This window comes from Comamonas aquatica NBRC 14918 (assembly GCF_000739875.1).
Classification (GTDB): domain Bacteria; phylum Pseudomonadota; class Gammaproteobacteria; order Burkholderiales; family Burkholderiaceae_C; genus Comamonas; species Comamonas aquatica.
Map to the genome: position 1 here is coordinate 1 of NZ_BBJR01000035.1, position 16,875 is coordinate 16,875.

At 65.4% G+C, this 16,875-nt stretch carries 13 protein-coding genes and 1 riboswitch; of the genes, 5 read left to right on the plus strand and 8 right to left on the minus strand.

The window, feature by feature from the left end:
- Nucleotides 1–198: 198 nt before the first annotated feature.
- From CA2_RS06000 to CA2_RS06010, 3 genes are all read right to left on the minus strand, one after another.
- A complete protein-coding gene (locus tag CA2_RS06000; protein WP_042413871.1) occupies nucleotides 199–1,503 on the minus strand; it encodes a mechanosensitive ion channel family protein in 1,305 nt (434 codons plus the stop codon).
- A gap of 88 nt (nucleotides 1,504–1,591) precedes the next feature.
- The gene (locus tag CA2_RS06005) at nucleotides 1,592–2,371 is read right to left on the minus strand and encodes an enoyl-CoA hydratase (protein WP_042413874.1); all 780 of its coding nucleotides are present in this window, start codon (nucleotides 2,369–2,371) and stop codon (nucleotides 1,592–1,594) included.
- A 12-nt stretch (nucleotides 2,372–2,383) separates the two neighbouring features.
- Nucleotides 2,384–3,337, minus strand: a complete 954-nt coding sequence (locus CA2_RS06010; protein ID WP_043386956.1) for a histone deacetylase family protein — start codon at nucleotides 3,335–3,337, stop codon at nucleotides 2,384–2,386.
- A 44-nt stretch (nucleotides 3,338–3,381) separates the two neighbouring features.
- Here CA2_RS06010 and CA2_RS06015 point away from each other — a divergent pair, with 44 nt between their 5' ends.
- The 5 genes from CA2_RS06015 to CA2_RS06035 all read left to right on the plus strand — a co-directional run bounded on the left by CA2_RS06015 (nucleotide 3,382) and on the right by CA2_RS06035 (nucleotide 9,901).
- Entirely contained in the window at nucleotides 3,382–4,299 is a 918-nt protein-coding gene (locus CA2_RS06015) for an AAA family ATPase (protein ID WP_042413879.1), read from the plus strand.
- Nucleotides 4,299–5,318 carry a DUF58 domain-containing protein gene (locus CA2_RS06020; protein WP_042413882.1) on the plus strand — a complete coding sequence of 340 codons (1,020 nt, stop codon included), beginning with the start codon at nucleotides 4,299–4,301 and terminating at the stop codon, nucleotides 5,316–5,318. The genes CA2_RS06015 and CA2_RS06020 overlap by 1 nt, the downstream gene beginning before the upstream one ends.
- A 58-nt stretch (nucleotides 5,319–5,376) precedes the next feature.
- Entirely contained in the window at nucleotides 5,377–7,401 is a 2,025-nt protein-coding gene (locus CA2_RS06025; protein WP_042413885.1) for a transglutaminase TgpA family protein, read from the plus strand.
- Nucleotides 7,398–8,558 carry a lytic murein transglycosylase B gene (gene mltB, locus CA2_RS06030; protein WP_081888891.1) on the plus strand — a complete coding sequence of 387 codons (1,161 nt, stop codon included), beginning with the start codon at nucleotides 7,398–7,400 and terminating at the stop codon, nucleotides 8,556–8,558. The genes CA2_RS06025 and mltB overlap by 4 nt, the downstream gene beginning before the upstream one ends.
- A 131-nt stretch (nucleotides 8,559–8,689) precedes the next feature.
- Complete coding sequence (locus tag CA2_RS06035) at nucleotides 8,690–9,901, plus strand: ABC transporter substrate-binding protein (RefSeq protein ID WP_042413887.1); 1,212 nt, start codon at nucleotides 8,690–8,692, stop codon at nucleotides 9,899–9,901.
- A 35-nt stretch (nucleotides 9,902–9,936) separates the two neighbouring features.
- On the opposite strand, the gene CA2_RS06040 is transcribed toward CA2_RS06035, so the two are convergent.
- The 5 genes from CA2_RS06040 to thiC form a co-directional block, all read right to left on the minus strand.
- On the minus strand, nucleotides 9,937–11,334 hold the full coding sequence (locus tag CA2_RS06040) for a HAMP domain-containing sensor histidine kinase (RefSeq protein ID WP_042413891.1): 1,398 nt from the start codon (nucleotides 11,332–11,334) through the stop codon (nucleotides 9,937–9,939).
- A complete protein-coding gene (locus CA2_RS06045; protein WP_042413894.1) occupies nucleotides 11,335–12,030 on the minus strand; it encodes a response regulator transcription factor in 696 nt (231 codons plus the stop codon). It lies immediately after the preceding gene.
- A 117-nt stretch (nucleotides 12,031–12,147) separates the two neighbouring features.
- Complete coding sequence (locus tag CA2_RS06050; protein WP_042413897.1) at nucleotides 12,148–13,647, minus strand: tripartite tricarboxylate transporter permease; 1,500 nt, start codon at nucleotides 13,645–13,647, stop codon at nucleotides 12,148–12,150.
- An 8-nt stretch (nucleotides 13,648–13,655) separates the two neighbouring features.
- Nucleotides 13,656–14,096, minus strand: a complete 441-nt coding sequence (locus CA2_RS06055) for a tripartite tricarboxylate transporter TctB family protein (protein WP_042413900.1) — start codon at nucleotides 14,094–14,096, stop codon at nucleotides 13,656–13,658.
- A gap of 363 nt (nucleotides 14,097–14,459) precedes the next feature.
- The gene (thiC, locus tag CA2_RS06060; protein ID WP_042414180.1) at nucleotides 14,460–16,394 is read right to left on the minus strand and encodes a phosphomethylpyrimidine synthase ThiC; all 1,935 of its coding nucleotides are present in this window, start codon (nucleotides 16,392–16,394) and stop codon (nucleotides 14,460–14,462) included.
- A 308-nt stretch (nucleotides 16,395–16,702) separates the two neighbouring features.
- A riboswitch (TPP riboswitch) is annotated at nucleotides 16,703–16,821 on the minus strand.
- Between the last annotated feature and the right edge of the window lie 54 nt (nucleotides 16,822–16,875).

A 16,875-nucleotide genomic window follows, 5' to 3' on the forward strand; every position in this document is an offset into this window, starting at 1 on the left:
CTGCTGCTCCTTGGATCAGTGTGATTACAAGTTGTTTGAATTGACGTAAACGTAAACTTGGAACATTCTATGCCGCGATGCAGCAAGTCCCGTAAAAAGACGTTGCCAAGCAGGGCGGATAAAAAAGAACGATCGTTCCATTTTATGCACGCAGCTTGTGAAATCCCCAGCGTTTTTTGATCAACCTAGGGTCTTCACCTAGACCCGGTGGTCCACGGCCTCAGGGTCAACCTTGACGTCTTTGGCACCGGGCGCACCGCCCGACCACTCCAGCACCTGCCGTGGTACTGGCAGCTGGATGCCCGCCGCGCGCAAGCCCTGCAGCACCGCCAGGTTGACGTCGGAGCGGATGTTGCCCTGCCCGTTCTGCGGGTCGCTGATGTAGTAGTTCAGGCTGAACTGCAGGCCATGCTCCAGGAAATCCACCAGTTGCACCGAGGGCCCCGGCTGGGCCAACACGCGGGGCTGGCTGGTCGCCGCCGCCAGCAGGACCTGGCGCACCTGCTCCACATCGCTGTCCATGCCGACCACCATCGTGGTTGACAGGCTGAACCGGCGATCGGATTGCGTCAGGTTCTCCACCCGCTGGGTGATCAAGGTTTCATTCGGCACGATGGATTCGCGGCCATTCAAGGCCTGGATGACCGTGAAACGGGTCTTGATGTCGGTGATGCGCCCCTCGAACCCATCGACGCGGACGTTGTCGCCAATCCGCAGGGCCCGTTCGATGAGCACCAGAAAACCGCTGACGTAGTTGGAGGCGATCTTCTGCATGCCGAACCCCAGGCCAACGCCGATCGCGCCCCCCATGACCGACAGCGTGGTCAGGTCCATACCAACCCAGGACAGCGCCAGCAGCAGGCCCACGGTGATCAGCACCCCGCGCGTCACATTCATGCTGACCTTGCGCATGGACAGGTCGCCAACCCAGCGGTTGATCACATGCTGCTCGAACAGGCTGGACACCCACAGGACCACCACCAGCATCAGGCCGGTGGACAGCGCGCCCTCAATCAGACTCAGCAGGCTGATCTGCGACTTGCCCAGCGTCAGCCGGACGGCATCCAGCTCGGCCAGCACCTGCGTCAGCAGGCCCAGGCTGTGCAGCACGGCCAGCCCCCAGACCATCCACGAGAACACCCGCTCGATCAGGCGCATGCCGGTGGATTGGGGGAACGACTTGCTCAACACCCGGGCCACGAAGCGGATCACGGTCAGCGAGCACAGCAGCGAGATGGCGATCCGCAGCCAAAACACCGGCATGTACTGCACCGTGATGGCTTGCGCGATGTAGATCCACAGCAACGCCATCAAGGGGAACATCGCCCCATGCAGCGGGTTGGAGCCAAACCAGACCGAGGCGGCGCGCCCCTTGTGCTTCAGGTGGCGGCCCCAGAAGCGCACGCAGACGTAGGCCAGCAGCAAACCGCCGAGCACGATAAAAAACTCCAGCCAGGCGCTGGAGTTGTTGAAGTCATCAATCAGCTTGTCAACGATGTCCATGGTGCAACCACCCTGCGGCTATGAATGGGCTGATTGTGGCGCAGTCTGCCGGGGTGGCCGGCCTGCGGCCCGCCCAGCATGCCCCGGTCTACTGGCGCCAGCGGGGCACGCGCTTTTGCGCGAAGGCCTGCGCGCCCTCCTGGGCATCGGCATCCATCATGTTGCAGGCCATGACCTCGCCAGCCAGCTGGTAGGCAGCCTGCAGACCCAGCTCACGCTGGCGATACAGCAGTTCCTTGCCCATGCGCACCGCCGTTGCCGGCTTTTGCACGATGGCCTGCACCAGCTTCTCCACCTCGGCATCCAACTCCTCGGGGGCCACCACGCGGTTCACCAGCCCCCGGGACTGGGCCGTCTCGGCGTCCATGAAGTCGCCCGTCAACAGCATTTCCATCGCCTGCTTGAAAGGGATGTTGCGCACCAGGGGCACGCTGGGCGTGGCACAGAACAGCCCGTACTGGATGCCACTGGTGGCAAAGCTGGCCTGCGTGCTGGCCACCGCCAGATCACACTGCGCCACCAGTTGGCAGCCCGCCGCCGTGGCCATGCCCTGCACCCGCGCGATCACGGGCACAGGCAGGCGTGCAATGCTCAGCATCATACGCGAGCATTGCGCGAACAAGTCCTGGTAATAGTCCAGCTGCGGGTGGGCCGCCATGTCCTTGAGGTTATGCCCGGCACAAAAGGCCTTGCCTTGGGCGGCCAGCACCACCACGCGCACGTCGGTGTCGGTGGCCAGCTCCGTCAGGGCCGACTGCAAGGCCTCCAGCATGGGGGCCCCCAGGGCGTTGAAGCGCACCGGATCGTTCAAGGTCAGCGTGACCACGCCGCGCGCATCGCGCGTTTGCACCAGCAGCTCTGCATCCATACCCACCTCCACTCAAACATCAGCCAGCACACGCAGGTGCGCTTCCACACTGCGTGACAGCGGCCCCATCATGTAGCCCCCTTCCAGGCAGGAGACGATGCGCCCCTTGCTGAAGCGGCGGGCAATGTCCTTGATGCGCTCGGTCAACCAGATGTAGTCGTTTTCCGTGAGGCCCAGCTGTCCCATATCGTCGTCGCGGTGGGCATCGAAACCAGCGCTGACGAAGATCATCTCGGGCTTGAAAGCCTCCAGCCGGGGGATCCACAGCATCTCGACCAGCTCGCGGATGTCCATGCCCTTGGTGTAGGCCGCCACCGGGATGTTGAGCATGTTCGCGGCCGGCTCCTTGTCGCCGCTGAACGGGTAGAAGGGGTGCTGAAAGAAACTCACCATCAGCACGCGGTTGTCACCGGCCAGGATGTCTTCCGTGCCGTTGCCGTGGTGCACGTCAAAGTCCACGATCGCCACCCGCTTGAGGTTGCGCCGCTGCAGGGCGTGCAAGGCGGCAATCGCCACATTGTTGAAGAAGCAAAAGCCCATGGCCTTGTCGCGCGTGGCGTGGTGGCCGGGGGGACGGATGGCGCAAAAGGCGTTTTCCAGTTCGCCGTCCAGCACCGCATCGGTGGCCGCCACCGCCGCGCCGGCCGCGTGCAGCGCGGCAGTGAAGGTGTGGGCGTTGATGGACGTGTCGGTGTCCAGCTGGGTGTATTCGGGGCCGCCGGCGGCCTGCTCTTCGACCAGCCTGTCGGTCAGGCCACGCAGGGCCGCCACGTGCATGCGGTCATGGGCCAGTTCGACATCGCTGAGCGCGGCGGCGGGTGCCTCGATCCGTTCGAGACCGTCCAGCACCCCGGTCATCAGCAACCGGTCCTCGATCGCATCCAGGCGCTGCGGACACTCCGGATGCCCTGGCCCCATCTCATGCTGTCGGCATGAGTGATGAGAAAAATAGCCTGTCTTGCCCACTTTTCTTGTCCCCTGTTGTCATTGTTTTCGGATACCTTCTGTGCATGACATCACAAAAAATCCGGTCTCTTTTGGATCAGCTTAACACGGTGATCGTTGGCAAAAAACAGCAGGTCCAGGACTGCGTGGCCTGCCTGCTGGCCGGTGGGCATCTGCTGATCGAAGATGTGCCGGGCGTGGGCAAAACCACCCTGGCCCATGCCCTGGCCCATGCGTTCGGTCTGCAGTTTTCCCGCGTGCAGTTCACCGCCGACCTGATGCCCAGTGACCTGACCGGGGTGTCCGTCTACGACCGGGGCCGCGAAGGCTTTGTGTTCCACCCCGGCCCCGTGTTTGCGCAGGTGCTGCTGGCCGATGAAATCAACCGGGCCAGCCCCAAGACCCAGAGTGCGCTGCTCGAAGCCATGGAGGAAAAACAGGTCTCCATCGAAGGCCGGACCCACCCGCTGCCCACGCCGTTTTTCGTGATTGCCACCCAGAACCCGCAGGAACAGCTGGGCACCAACCCCTTGCCCGAGAGCCAATTGGACCGTTTCTTGATGCGCGTCAGCCTGGGCTATCCCGACCGTGCGTCGGAGCTGCAACTGCTGGCCCACCACGGCCACCGCGCCCATGCCGACCAGTTGCCGCCCCAGCTGACGCCTGAGGAGCTGGCCGCGCTGCAGCAGGCGGTGCTGCAGGTCCATGCGGCCGAGCCCTTGCTGCACTACATCCAGGACCTGGTGGATGCCACGCGCAACGGGCAGTGGTTTGTGCAGGGCCTGTCCCCCCGCGCCGGCATTGCCCTGTTGCGCGCGGCCAAGGCCAATGCCCTGCTGCACGGCCGCGACTACGCATCGCCCGACGATGTGCAGGCCATGTTCGTGCCCACCATGGCACACCGCCTGCACGCCGTGGCGCGTGCCGGCCGGGGCACGGTCGCGCAGGTCCAGGCGCTGTTGCACACGGTCGCCCTGCCCTGATGTCCGAGCCGCAGCGCCCCACCCGCAGCCGCTGGCGACAGCGCTTGCACAACTGGGTCACGCGCGGCCAGGTGCCCGGTGCCGAGCACACCCTGGGGCACCGCAACATCTATGTGCTGCCCTCGGCCGCTGGTTGCATGCTGGCGGCCACGCTGCTGGTGCTGCTGGTCGCGTCGATCAACTTCCAGCTCAACCTGGGCTACCTGCTCACCTTCCTGATCGCCGGCAGTGCCCTGGCCAGCGTCTGGGTGGGCCACCGCAACCTGCAGGGCCTGCAACTGCACCTGGGGCCGCTGCAGCCCGTGTTCCAGGGCGAGCGCGCCACCGTGCCGCTGCACCTGCAGGCCCCAGCCGCCGGTCCGCACCGCCACGGCCTGTCCGTGGCGCTCAACCGCTCGCAAGGCCCGCTGGCCTGGGTGCATGCCGACGTGGCCGCCGGCCACACGCAGGTGGTCGAACTGGGCAGCGTGCCGCACCAGCGCGGCTGGCACCGCGTGCCCCGGGTGGTGCTGGAAAGCCGTTACCCGCTGGGCGTGTTCCGCCTGTGGAGCTATTGGCAGCCCGATGGCCGGGTGCTGGTCTACCCGTGCCCCGAAACACCGGCGCCCCCCATCCAGCACCTGGACCACGCCCACTCCGGCACCAGCTTGCCGCAGTTCGGCGGGATGGTCGAGCCCGACAACGTGCGCCACTACCAGCGCGGCGACAGCCTGCGCAGCATCGTGTGGAAGAAAGCCGCCTCGGCCCTGGCCCTGGGCCACGGTGACCTGGTGGTGCGCAGCGGCACGGCGCCTCAGGCCGACCGCCTGTGGCTGGATGCCCGCGCCACGGGCCTGACCGATCCCGAGGCGCAGATCGCCCGCCTCACCGCCTGGGTGCTGCAGGCCCACGCCCAGCAGGCGCTGTGGGGGCTGCGACTGCCCAGCGGCCAGCAATTGCCCCAGGCCATGGGCGAGCCGCATTTGCACGCCTGCCTGGCGGCATTGGCCGTGGACGGCAAATCCGCCGCGCCGCATTAGAGTTTTGAATCAAATAACCTTCCAGCGCGCATACAACCTACGCAAGCAGCTATCAAAAATGGATTCCACCACCACCCCTCCCCTGCCGCGCGAGACCCGCGACACCTTGCTGGTGCTGGGGGTGGTGGCCCTGGTGCTGCTGCCGCAGGTGGCCTACCTGCCGCCGTGGGCCAGCGCCCTGGCGGCACTGCTGCTGGGCTGGCGCATGTGGCTAGCCCGCAGCGGCCAGCGCCTGCCGGGCACCTGGCTGCTGGCGGCCCTGCTGGCCTTGGCCGTGGGTGCCACGGCGCTGCAGTTCCGCTCCATCGTCGGTCCCGAGGCCGGCGTGGTCCTGGTGATCCTGCTGCTGGTGCTCAAGACCCTGGAGATGCGCGCCCGCCGCGACGCCATGGTGATCTTTTTCCTGGGCTTCTTCACGCTGCTCACCCTGTTCCTGCAGTCCCAGTCGCTGAGCATGGCCCTCGCCATGCTGGTGGCCGTCTGGGGGCTGCTGGTCTGCCTGGTGAATGCGCACATGCCGTCCGGCTACCCCAGCCTGCGGCAGCTGGTGCGCACCGCGGGCCTGCTGATGCTGCTGGGCGCGCCCCTGATGCTGGTGCTGTTCCTGGCCTTCCCGCGCCTGCCGCCGCTGTGGGGCCTGCCCACGCAGGCCAGCAAAGGCACGACCGGCCTGTCCAACGACATGACCGTCGGCCAAGTGGCCGAGCTGGCGCAAAACCACAGCGTGGCCCTGCGCGTGCGCTTTGACAGCCCCGATGGCAAAGCCCCGCCGCAGCGCTTGCTGTACTTCCGGGGGCCGGTGCTGAGCCGCTTTGACGGGCGCAACTGGCAAGCGGACGCCGACGGCGCCCCGTATGCGCTGCCGGCCACGGCCCAGGTCGCCGCCTCTGGGCTGGGGACGGCCATCGACTATGAAATCACCCTGGAGGCCCACCAGCAACGCTGGCTGCTGACCCTGGATGCCACCCTGTCGCCCCCGGATGCCCAGCGCCGGGTGCAGCGCACCGCCGACCTGCAGTGGCTGACGGCACGCCCCCTCACCGAGGTGCTGCGCTACCGCGCCCAGGCCCACCTGCACTACGCCTATGGCCAGCAACTGTCGGACTTCCAGCGCCGCCAGCACCTGCAGCTGCCGCCTGATCTGAACCCCCGCACCACGCAATGGGCGCAGACGCTGCGCCGCGACCACGGCACGGATGACACCGCCATCGTCCAGGCCGCCCTCAATCACCTGGGCAGCGGCCGCTACGTCTACACGCTGGCGCCCGATGTGGTGCCCGGCCCGCACACGGCCGACGCCTTCTGGTTCGAGACGCACAACGGCTTTTGCGAGCACATCGCCTCGGCCTTCACGGTGCTGATGCGCGCCGCCGGCATTCCGGCACGCATCGTCACCGGCTACCAGGGGGGCGAGCGCAACCCGGTGGACGGGTTGTGGACCGTGCGCCAAAGCGACGCCCACGCCTGGACCGAAGTCTGGCTGCCCCACGAGGGCTGGCTGCGCATCGACCCCACCTCGGCCGTGGCGCCCTCGCGCACCGAGCAGCTGCAACGGCTGTCACCGCCCACCTCAGCCTTCGGTGGCGCCATGGACCAGGTCATCAGCCCCGACGTCCTGCGCCGCCTGCGCGCCAACTGGGAAGCCCTCAACCACCGCTGGAACGACTGGGTGCTGAATTACACCCCGCGCGACCAGTCGGCCCTGCTACAGCGCCTGGGCTGGACCGACTGGAGCATCCCGCAACTGGCAGCCGGGCTGAGCAGCCTGCTGGCCCTCGCCACCCTCGGTGCGGCCTGGCAGCGCTGGCGCCGGCGCTGGGTGGCCGACCCCTGGCTGCGCCTGATGCAGCAGGCCCGGCAGCAGTTGCAGCGCCATGGCCTGGAGCATGCGGACACGCGGGGGCTGCAGGCCCTGGCGGCCGCTGCCCAAGCACAATGGGGGGATGAATCCCAGCCACTGCAGCAGTGGCTGCTGCAGATGGAACAATGGCGCTATGCACCGCATGGCCCCCAGACGCCCAGCCTGGCCCAGCTGCGGCGTGCATACCGCGCTTTGATTTGGCCCAGCCCCCGTACTCCATGAAACGTTTGCTTCCCTCCTTGTTCCTGCTCGGCCTAGTCACAGGCTGCGCCACCCACCTGCCTGCAGACGCACAGAACAGCGCACCCCGCGCGCCCAAAAACAACCCTGCCAAGAGCACGGCCGCCAGCGCCCCGTATGCACAACGCGCCGATGCCCAGCGCTGGGCGCGCGAAATGGCCGCGCGCCAGCACCTGGACCTGGCATGGATCCAGGCCCAGCTGGCGCAGGCGCGCTTCCTGCCGCAGGTGCCGCGCCTGATGACGCCGGCCCCCAAGACCAGCACCACCGCGCGCGATTGGGGTGACTACCGCCGCCGCTTCATCGACCCGGTGCGCATCAACGCCGGGGTGCGCTTCTGGGACCAGAATGCCGACACCCTGGCGCGTGCCGAGACGATGTTTGGCGTGCCCGCCGAAATGGTGGTCGGCATCATCGGCGTCGAGACCATTTACGGCCGCAACATGGGCAACCTGCGCGTGCTGGACAGCCTGGCAACCCTGGCCTTCGATTTCCCGCAGGCGCATCCGCGGGCCGCAGAACGCCAGCGCTATTTCCAGGGTGAGCTGGAGCAGTTCCTGGTGATGATGCACAACGTTGGCACCCCCACCACGGAGCCGCGCGGCAGCTACGCCGGGGCCATGGGGCTGGGCCAGTTCATGCCCACCAGCTGGGCCCAGTGGGCCGTCGACTTTGACCGCGATGGACGCATCGATCTGTTCAACAGCGCAGCCGATGCCATCGGCTCGGTGGCCAACTACTTCAAGGCGCATGGCTGGGTCAGCGGGCAGCCGGTCTGGTACACCGCCCTGTTCAACACCGACCGCCTGAACCTGCCAACCCTGCTGGCACCGGACATCCGCCCCAGCTTCACGGCGGCCCAGATGGTCGAGCTGGGCGTGGTGCCCCAGGGCGGGCTGGACCATGACGGCCCACTGGCGCTGATCGAGTTGAAAAACGGCGAAGCCGCGCCCAGCTACCTCGTCGGCACCCAGAACTTCTACACCATCACGCGCTACAACTGGTCCAGCTACTACGCCACCGCCGTGTACGACCTGGGCCAGGAGGTCAAGGCCGCACGCCAGAACCGCGCGCCCGAGGTGGCCCAGCCGGCCACCATCCCCGACCTCGCCCCCGCGACCACCGCCACAGCGCCCTAGAGCGCAGCACAAAGTCCACCTGCGTGGCAAGCAAGGACATTCCCCGCCCGTGCTTGCCCCAGTTGGAAAGATGGCGTCGGCGGCGCAATCTGAACCCCTTTTTGTCACACGGTACACAAGGAGTTTTCGGAATGCGCCACGCTCTCTCTCCCCTGGTTCTGGCTCTGTGCGGCATGGGCCTGTGGTCTGCCGCTGCCCAGGCCCAGACCTTCAAAGAGCCCGACACCGTCAAGATCGGCTTCATCACCGACATGTCCAGCCTGTATGCCGACGTGGAAGGCAAGAACGGGGCGGTCGCCATCCAGATGGCGATTGACGACTTTGGCGGCAAGCTGCTGGGCAAGCCCATCGAACTGCTCACCGCCGACCACCAGAACAAGGCCGACATCGCCGCCAGCAAGGCCCGCGAATGGATCGACCAGCAGGACATCAGCCTGGTGTTTGGCGGCACGAACAGCGCCACCGCCCTGGCCATGGCCAAGGTCGCACAAGAGAAGAAACGCATCTTTGTGGACAACGGCGCCGGCAGCTCTGCACTGACCAATGAACAGTGCAGCCCCTACACCGTGCACTACGCCTTCGACACCGTGGCCCTGGCCAAGGGCACAGGCAAGGCTGTGGTGGAAGCCGGGGGCAAGAGCTGGTTCTTCCTGACGGCCGATTACGCCTTCGGCCATGCGCTGGAAGCCGACACCTCCAAGATCGTCGAGGCCAATGGCGGCAAGGTGGTGGGGGCGGTCCGGACACCGCTGAACGCCAGCGACTTCTCCAGCTTCATGCTGCAGGCCCAGAACAGCAAGGCCCAGATACTGGGCCTGGCGAATGCCGGTGGCGACACCATCAATTCCATCAAGGCGGCGCGCGAATTCGGCGTCACCAAGGGCATGAAGCTGGCCGGCCTGCTGATTTTCTTCAGCGACATCCACAGCCTGGGCGTGAAGAACACCGAAGGCCTGCAGTTCACCACCAGCTGGTACTGGGACATGAACGACGAGTCGCGCAAGTTCGCCGACAAGTTCATGGCCAAGACCAAGCGCCGCCCCAGCGAAATCCAGGCCGCCGACTATTCGGCCACCATGACCTGGCTGCAAGCCGCCCAGCGCGCCGGCACGCTGGAAGCAGACAAGGTCATGGCCGAGTGGAAGAGCAAGCCCATCAAGGACTTCTTTGGCGAAGGCGTGATCCGCCCCGATGGCCGCTACGCCCACGACATGTACCTGATGGAAGTGAAGTCCCCGGCCGAATCCAAAGGCACCTGGGATTACTACAAGCTGATCAAGAAGCTGCCTGCCGACCAGGTCTGGACCACCAAGGCCGAAAGCAAGTGCCAGTACTGGAAGTGAACGGGTGGCCCGGGCCCTGACGGCCCGGCCTGCGTTCAGGGCTGGTGCAGTGGCAGGCGCACCCAGGTCTCCAGCCCAGGCTGCGCCAGCCGCCAGCCGATGCGCCCCTGGTGCAAGCGCACGATGGCCTTGACGCTGGCCAGCCCCAGGCCATGCCCCGGCTGCTGCTGGTGCTGCGGGTCGCGCACAAAATGCTCGGACAGGCGCTCGAGCATCGCGGGCGCCACGCCGACACCATGGTCGCGCAGCCGCAGCTGCACCTCGTGGCCCTGGCGCTGCAGGTGCACTTCCAGGCAGCGCTGCTCGGCGGACAGCCCGTATTTCAGGAAGTTGTCCAGCAGGTTGGACATCGCATTCGCCAGCAGGTGCGAGTCCCCCAACACCCAGCCACCGGGCTCCAGCGCCAGCTGCAGTTCCACCTGCCGGTCACTGAACAGCGGTTCGTAGTACTCCAGCACCTCCTGCAGGACCTGCTGCAGATCCAAGGGCTCGAAGTTGTGCTGCCCCACCCCGGCCTCCACCTCGGCCAGCAGCAGCATCTTGCTGAACAGGCGCTGCAGGTGATCCAGCTCCTCCTGCACCTGGTCCAGCAGCGCCGGGCGCAGGATTTCCGGCGCCAGCTTGGCCGCCTGCACCCGGTGCAACGCGCGGTTCAACGGCGTGCGCAGGTTGTGCGCCACCATGTGCGACACATGGCGGATACCGCGCACCAATTGCTCCAGCTGTTCCAGCATCTGGTTGATGTCCTGCTCCAGCAGGCTGAACTCATCGCTCTTGCGGTTCATGGGAATGCGAAAGTGCAGGTTGCCCTGCCCAGCCTGGCGGATCGCCTGGCGGACTTCCGCGGCACGCCTGTCCATCAGGCGGCGGAACACCATTGCGCCCAGCAGCGAAAGGCCCACCGCCAGCCCCAGCGCCAGCGCCGTGGCCTTCATGTAGCGGTGCTGGATGTCGGTCAGGGCCTGCAGGTCACTGCCGACAATCAAGAAGCGTTGCTGCCCCAGGTCGTCGATCTTGACCCGGCCATTGAAGCTGCGCGCCTCCTGCTCCACGGGCAAATCCTGCAGCGCCGCCACACGCGGCGCATGCACCAGGTCGATGGTGGCATTGCCCGCCCAGACTGCGCCATCCAAGTGCTGGTAAATGAAGATCTCATCCTGGCTGTCGATGCCGTCGCTGACCAGGCGCTGGATCTCCTCCACCAGCCCGGCCTCGCCCTGCTGGGCATAGGCGCTGAGCAGGCGCTTGCTGTTGCGCAGCGCATAGTCATCCAGCCGCTGGCTGACCGTGCCCACGATCTCCACGTAGTACACGGACAGCGTGCCCACCAGGATGCTGACCACCACGGCGCTGAAGCACAGCGCCAGCCGAAAGGAGCTGGATTTCCAGGCCCGGTGCAAGGGCCCCAGCACGGGGTGCGTCGCCGTGGTCATTTACATCGCCACGGGCACGTCGATGCGGTAGCCCATCCCGCGGACCGTGCGGATCAGCGAAGGCCCGCCGCCCACGTCAATCTTCTGCCGCAAGTGGCTGATGTGCACGTCGATGATGTTGGTCTCGGGCTGGAAGTCGTAGGCCCAGACGTTCTCCAGCACCATGGTGCGCGTCACGGTCTGCCCGGCGTTCTTCAGCAGATAGCCCAGCAGCTTGAATTCGCGCGGGTTGAGCGCGATCCGCTCGCCCGCGCGGAACACCGCGTGCGCAATCAGGTCCACCTGCAGGTCCCCCAGCTGCAGCACATGGCTGGCTGGGGGCGTGGACGTTGCCGTGCGGCGCACCAGGGCCTCAATGCGGGCCTCCAGCTCCTCCATGATGAAAGGCTTGGGCAGGTAGTCGTCCGCCCCGGCCTTGAGGCAGCGCACGCGCTCGTCCGTCTGGCCCAGCGCGCTGACCACCATGGTCGGCGTGGTGTTGGCCACGGCCCGCAGGGCCTTGAGCACATCCAGCCCATCCACCCCCATGGGCAGCATGCGATCCAGCAAGATGCAATCCCAGGCGCGTGACAGCGCATGCTGCAGGCCGCTGTTGGCCTCGGTCACATGCACGACCTGGTAGGTGGCTGGACACAGGTTGCTGGAGATGTACTCCGCAATCGCTGCATCGTCTTCAATCAACAAAATATGCTTCATGCGTCAACACCACAACGGTGGGCACAGGACAAAGCCGCCCCAGGGGGCGGCAGGTTCACGAATGGCTCTGGGGCACCACCATGCCCCAGAGCCATTCTGTCGGGAAGCGCAGCGCGCTCAGATGTGAGATGTACGTAGGCTGCGGCGCAGGAACTTGAACAGGGTCCAGCCCAGCATGGCCAGGGTCACGTACAGCAGGGTGGCACTGATGGGCCGGTCAAAGAAGATGGCCGGATCGCCACGCGACAGCAGCAGCGCGCGGCGCAGGTTTTCCTCCACCATCGGCCCCAGGATGTAGCCCAACAGCAGCGGCGCGGCCTCGAAGCGCAGCAGCATGAACAGGTAGCCCAGCACCCCCAGCCCGGCCACCATGTAGATGTCGAAGTGGTTGTTGTTGACGCTGTACACCCCCAGGGCCACGAACACCAGGATGGCGGGATAGAGCCAGGTGAACGGAATGCGCAGCAGCGACACCCAGATGCTGATGGTGGGAATGTTCAGCAGCACCAGCATCAGATTGCCGATGGCAAAGCTGACCACCAGGCCCCAGAACATTTCGGGCTGCTCGTTGATCAGCATCGGCCCGGGCGTGATGCCGTGGATGATCAGCGCCCCCAGCATGATGGCCATCACCGCATCCCCGGGAATTCCCAGCGACAGCGACGGCACGAAGGCGGTCTGCGCCGCAGCGTTGTTGGCGGACTCGGGGGCAGAAATGCCTTGCACGGCGCCCTGGCCAAACTGGCTGGGATCCTTGGCCACACGCTTTTCAATCGCATACGACATGAACGCGGCAATCGACGGGCCCACGCCAGGCAACGCTCCCAAGGCCGAGCCCAGGGCCGAGCCACGCAGCATGGCGGGATAGCTGCGCCTCATCTCCTCGCGCGCGGGGATCATAGAGCGCAGTGTGACCTTCTCCACCTTCTGCGAGTCGTCCTGGCCGTGGATGTTGCGCACCACCTCGGCCACACCGAACAGGCCCATGGCCAGGGCCACCAGGTTGATGCCGTCCATCAGCTCCGGAATATCGAAGGTGAAGCGGGCGGCACCGGAATTCACGTCAGTGCCCACCATGCCCAGCAGCACACCCATGACCACCATCGCCAGCCCCTTGACCGGGGAGCCGGTGCCCATGGACGAGGCCGCCACCAGGCCCAGCACCATCATGGCAAACAGTTCAGCAGGGCCGAACTTCAGGCCCACCTCGGCAATCGCGGGCGAGAACAGCACCAGCAGCACCAGGCCGATCATGGCGCCGACCAGGGACGCGATCGTGGTGATGAACAGGGCAATGCCCGCCTTGCCGTTCTTGGCCATCGGGTAGCCATCCAGGCAGGTGACCGCCGACGCGGGCCCCCCGGGCAAATTCATCAGGATCGAGGCCGTCGATCCGCCGTACTGTGCGCCGTAGTACACGCCGGCCAGCATCACGATCGCCGCGGTGGGCGACATGTGGTAGGTCATGGGCAGCAGCAGCGAGATGGCCGCCAGGGCACCGATGCCGGGCAGGACGCCCACGGCCGTGCCGAGAAACACCCCCAGGAAGCAATACCACAGGATGGTGGGATCGGAAGCCACCTGCAGCCCCATCAACAGATTATTGAATAATTCCATCGTGACAATCAGAATTCAGGAAACATGGAAATCGTCATATTCAGACCGACGATGAAAATCAGGACGGTAATCACGGCGATGATGCCGGAAATCACCAGGCGCATGCCCATGTGCATCGGTTTGGGCAGGCTGGCCACCAATACGGCAATCATGGTGCTGAAAAATACGCCCAGGGTATTCAGCAAAAAGGCAAATACCACCAGTGCCCCCAACGAGGCCGCCAGGCTGTCCCAGTGCACGACGATGCGGTCGCCTGGGCGGAACCAGGCGGGCAACACGATCAACACCCCCAGGGCAAACAGCACCCAGCCCAGGATCACCGGCATATACCCGGGCCCCATGCGCGCGGCGGAACCCATGGCATAGCCGCTTCCAGCGATGGCAAAAAATAATCCGACCGCGGCCACAAACAGGCCGGCCAGAATATCCCGTAAATCTCTAGATAACATCACACCTCCATTGCATCGAGGAGGCGTATCTTCATGGCAGAAATGTCGATTTTTTTACGTAATACCACCTAGCGCAGATTATATTAACTACGCTTCATGCAAAACATTAAGAAATAATCATGCAAATCCAATCCAGGTATTGATTTGCAGTGTTTGATTAATCAGATTTAATATTTCGCCATCATCCAGGCATCGGATGATGCAAAAAATAATCATCAAAGCCCCCAGGCCGTGTGCCTGAATACCACCCGCCACCTCACGGCCACGCCCCTGCGCCAGCGGGGGCATTCCGCGGCCCAGGGGCACTTTATTTTTAATAGCTGTCAGCGCTCACCAGACAAGCGCTGAAAGCCTATTTGGCACTTAACGCGCCGTGGTGTCGCTGGCGATGGGGATGTAGAACTCCCCGCCCGTGCGGTTGAACTCCTCGGCCTTGGCCTGCATGCCGGCGGCAATCCCCTGCTCTTCGGCCACGCCCTGCTGCTTGGCAAAGTCGCGCACCTCCTGGGTGATTTTCATGGAGCAGAACTTGGGCCCGCACATGCTGCAGAAGTGGGCGACCTTGGCGCTGTCCTTGGGCAGGGTTTCGTCGTGGAAGGCGCGCGCCGTGTCGGGGTCCAGGCCCAGGTTGAACTGGTCTTCCCAGCGGAAGTCGAAACGCGCTTGTGACAGGGCATCGTCGCGCGAACGCGCGCCCGGGTGGCCCTTGGCGACGTCGGCGGCGTGGGCCGCGATCTTGTAGGCAATGATGCCCTGCTTGACGTCGTCTCGGTCGGGCAGGCCCAGATGCTCCTTGGGCGTCACGTAGCACAGCATGGCCGTGCCGAACCAGCCGATCATGGCCGCGCCGATGGCCGACGCGATGTGGTCGTAGCCGGGGGCGATGTCGATGGTCAGCGGGCCCAGGGTGTAGAACGGCGCCTCGTGGCAGTGCTTGAGCTGCTCGGTCATGTTGGCCTGGATCATGTGCATGGGCACGTGGCCGGGGCCTTCGATCATGGTCTGCACGTCGTGCTTCCAGGCCACTTGCGTCAGCTCGCCCAGAGTCTTGAGTTCGGCGAATTGGGCTTCGTCGTTGGCGTCCGAGGCGCAGCCTGGGCGCAGGCCGTCACCCAGGCTGAAGGACACGTCGTACTGCTTCATGATGTCGCAGATGTCTTCGAAGTGCTCGTACAGGAAGCTTTCGCGGTGGTGGGCCATGCACCACTTGGCCATGATGGAGCCGCCACGCGAGACGATGCCGGTGCGGCGCTGGGCCGTCAGGTGGATGTAGGCCAGGCGCACGCCGGCGTGGATGGTGAAGTAGTCCACACCCTGCTCGGCCTGCTCGACCAGGGTGTCGCGGAAGATTTCCCAGGTCAGGTCTTCGGCAATGCCGCCCACCTTCTCCAGCGCCTGGTAGATGGGCACGGTGCCGATCGGCACGGGCGAGTTGCGCACGATCCAGTCGCGCGTGGTGTGGATGTTCTTGCCGGTGGACAGGTCCATGACGTTGTCCGCACCCCAGCGGATGGCCCAGACCAGCTTTTCCACCTCTTCCTCGATGCTCGAGGTCACGGCCGAGTTGCCGATGTTGGCGTTGATCTTGACCTTGAAGTTGCGCCCGATGGCCATGGGCTCGATCTCGGGGTGGTTGATGTTGGCCGGGATGATGGCGCGGCCGCGTGCCACTTCGTCGCGCACGAATTCGGGCGTGATGATCTTGGGGATTGCGGCGCCCAGGCTGTTGCCGGCCAGACGCGCTTCCCGCACGGCGTCCTGCTGGTACTGCGCCATCCATTCGCGGCGGCCATTCTCGCGCAGGGCCACGTATTCCATCTCGGGCGTGATGATGCCGCGCTTGGCGTAGTGCATCTGGGTCACGTTCTGGCCGGATTTGGCGCGGCGCGGCTGGCGTTGCAGCGCGGCCGCCTCGGCGCGCAGCTGGGCCACGCGCGCGTCTTCCTCGCCACGCTTGCCGCCGTCGTCCAGCGCCACGCGCGGGCGGCCGACATAGAACTCGCTGTCACCGCGCGCTTCGATCCAGGCACCGCGCACGCTGGCCAGGCCCTGGCGCACGTCGATGGGGGCGCTGGGGTCGGTGTAGGGGCCCGAGGTGTCATAGACACTGACCTGCTCGCCATTGGTCAGCGCGATGTCGCGCACCGGCACGCGCAGATCGTGGTGGATGGCTCCGCTCAGGTAGCTTTTGGTGGATGCCGGAAATGGCTGGCGCGACTGGGCCAGCAGGTCGGCGAAACGGGCGGCATCGGGGGCATTGCCGGCGGCGGGCGTAAAGATGGCATCGGGGGCGTTCATCGCGGTCTCCAAAAAGCGTGTGAAGTTCATCAAACGCTCCGTGGAGTGCTGGGCCGCTCTGATGGCGTGGGAGATGGCTGGCGCCATCCACCTTCGCCTGCACCTGGCTCCAGCCCTGGCATTGCTCCCACAATGCCTGACCGACGCCACCGGAATCCACCGATTCCGACCAAGGCTGACACGCCCGGTGTTCCATCCCCAAAAGACAAAACCCCAGTGCGCGAGGCGCCTGGGGTTTGCTGTGCCTGGGGATGGTGGGCACCTGCCTGGCCTTGCAAAAGCCCATGTGCCTGTCCATTCCTGGCCCTGCTTCAGGGTCCCGCTCTTCTTCCGCCGGTATGAACCGGATCAAGTTCGTCGGGTTCGCTGGCCACTGTTTTCACAGTGGTTCGCATCTCAGCGCTTTCGCACACCCCGGAGCAGCCGTGAGTATAGGCGCATCTGCGCCGGCGCAGGACACCGGGCAAACGCCTAGGCTTTC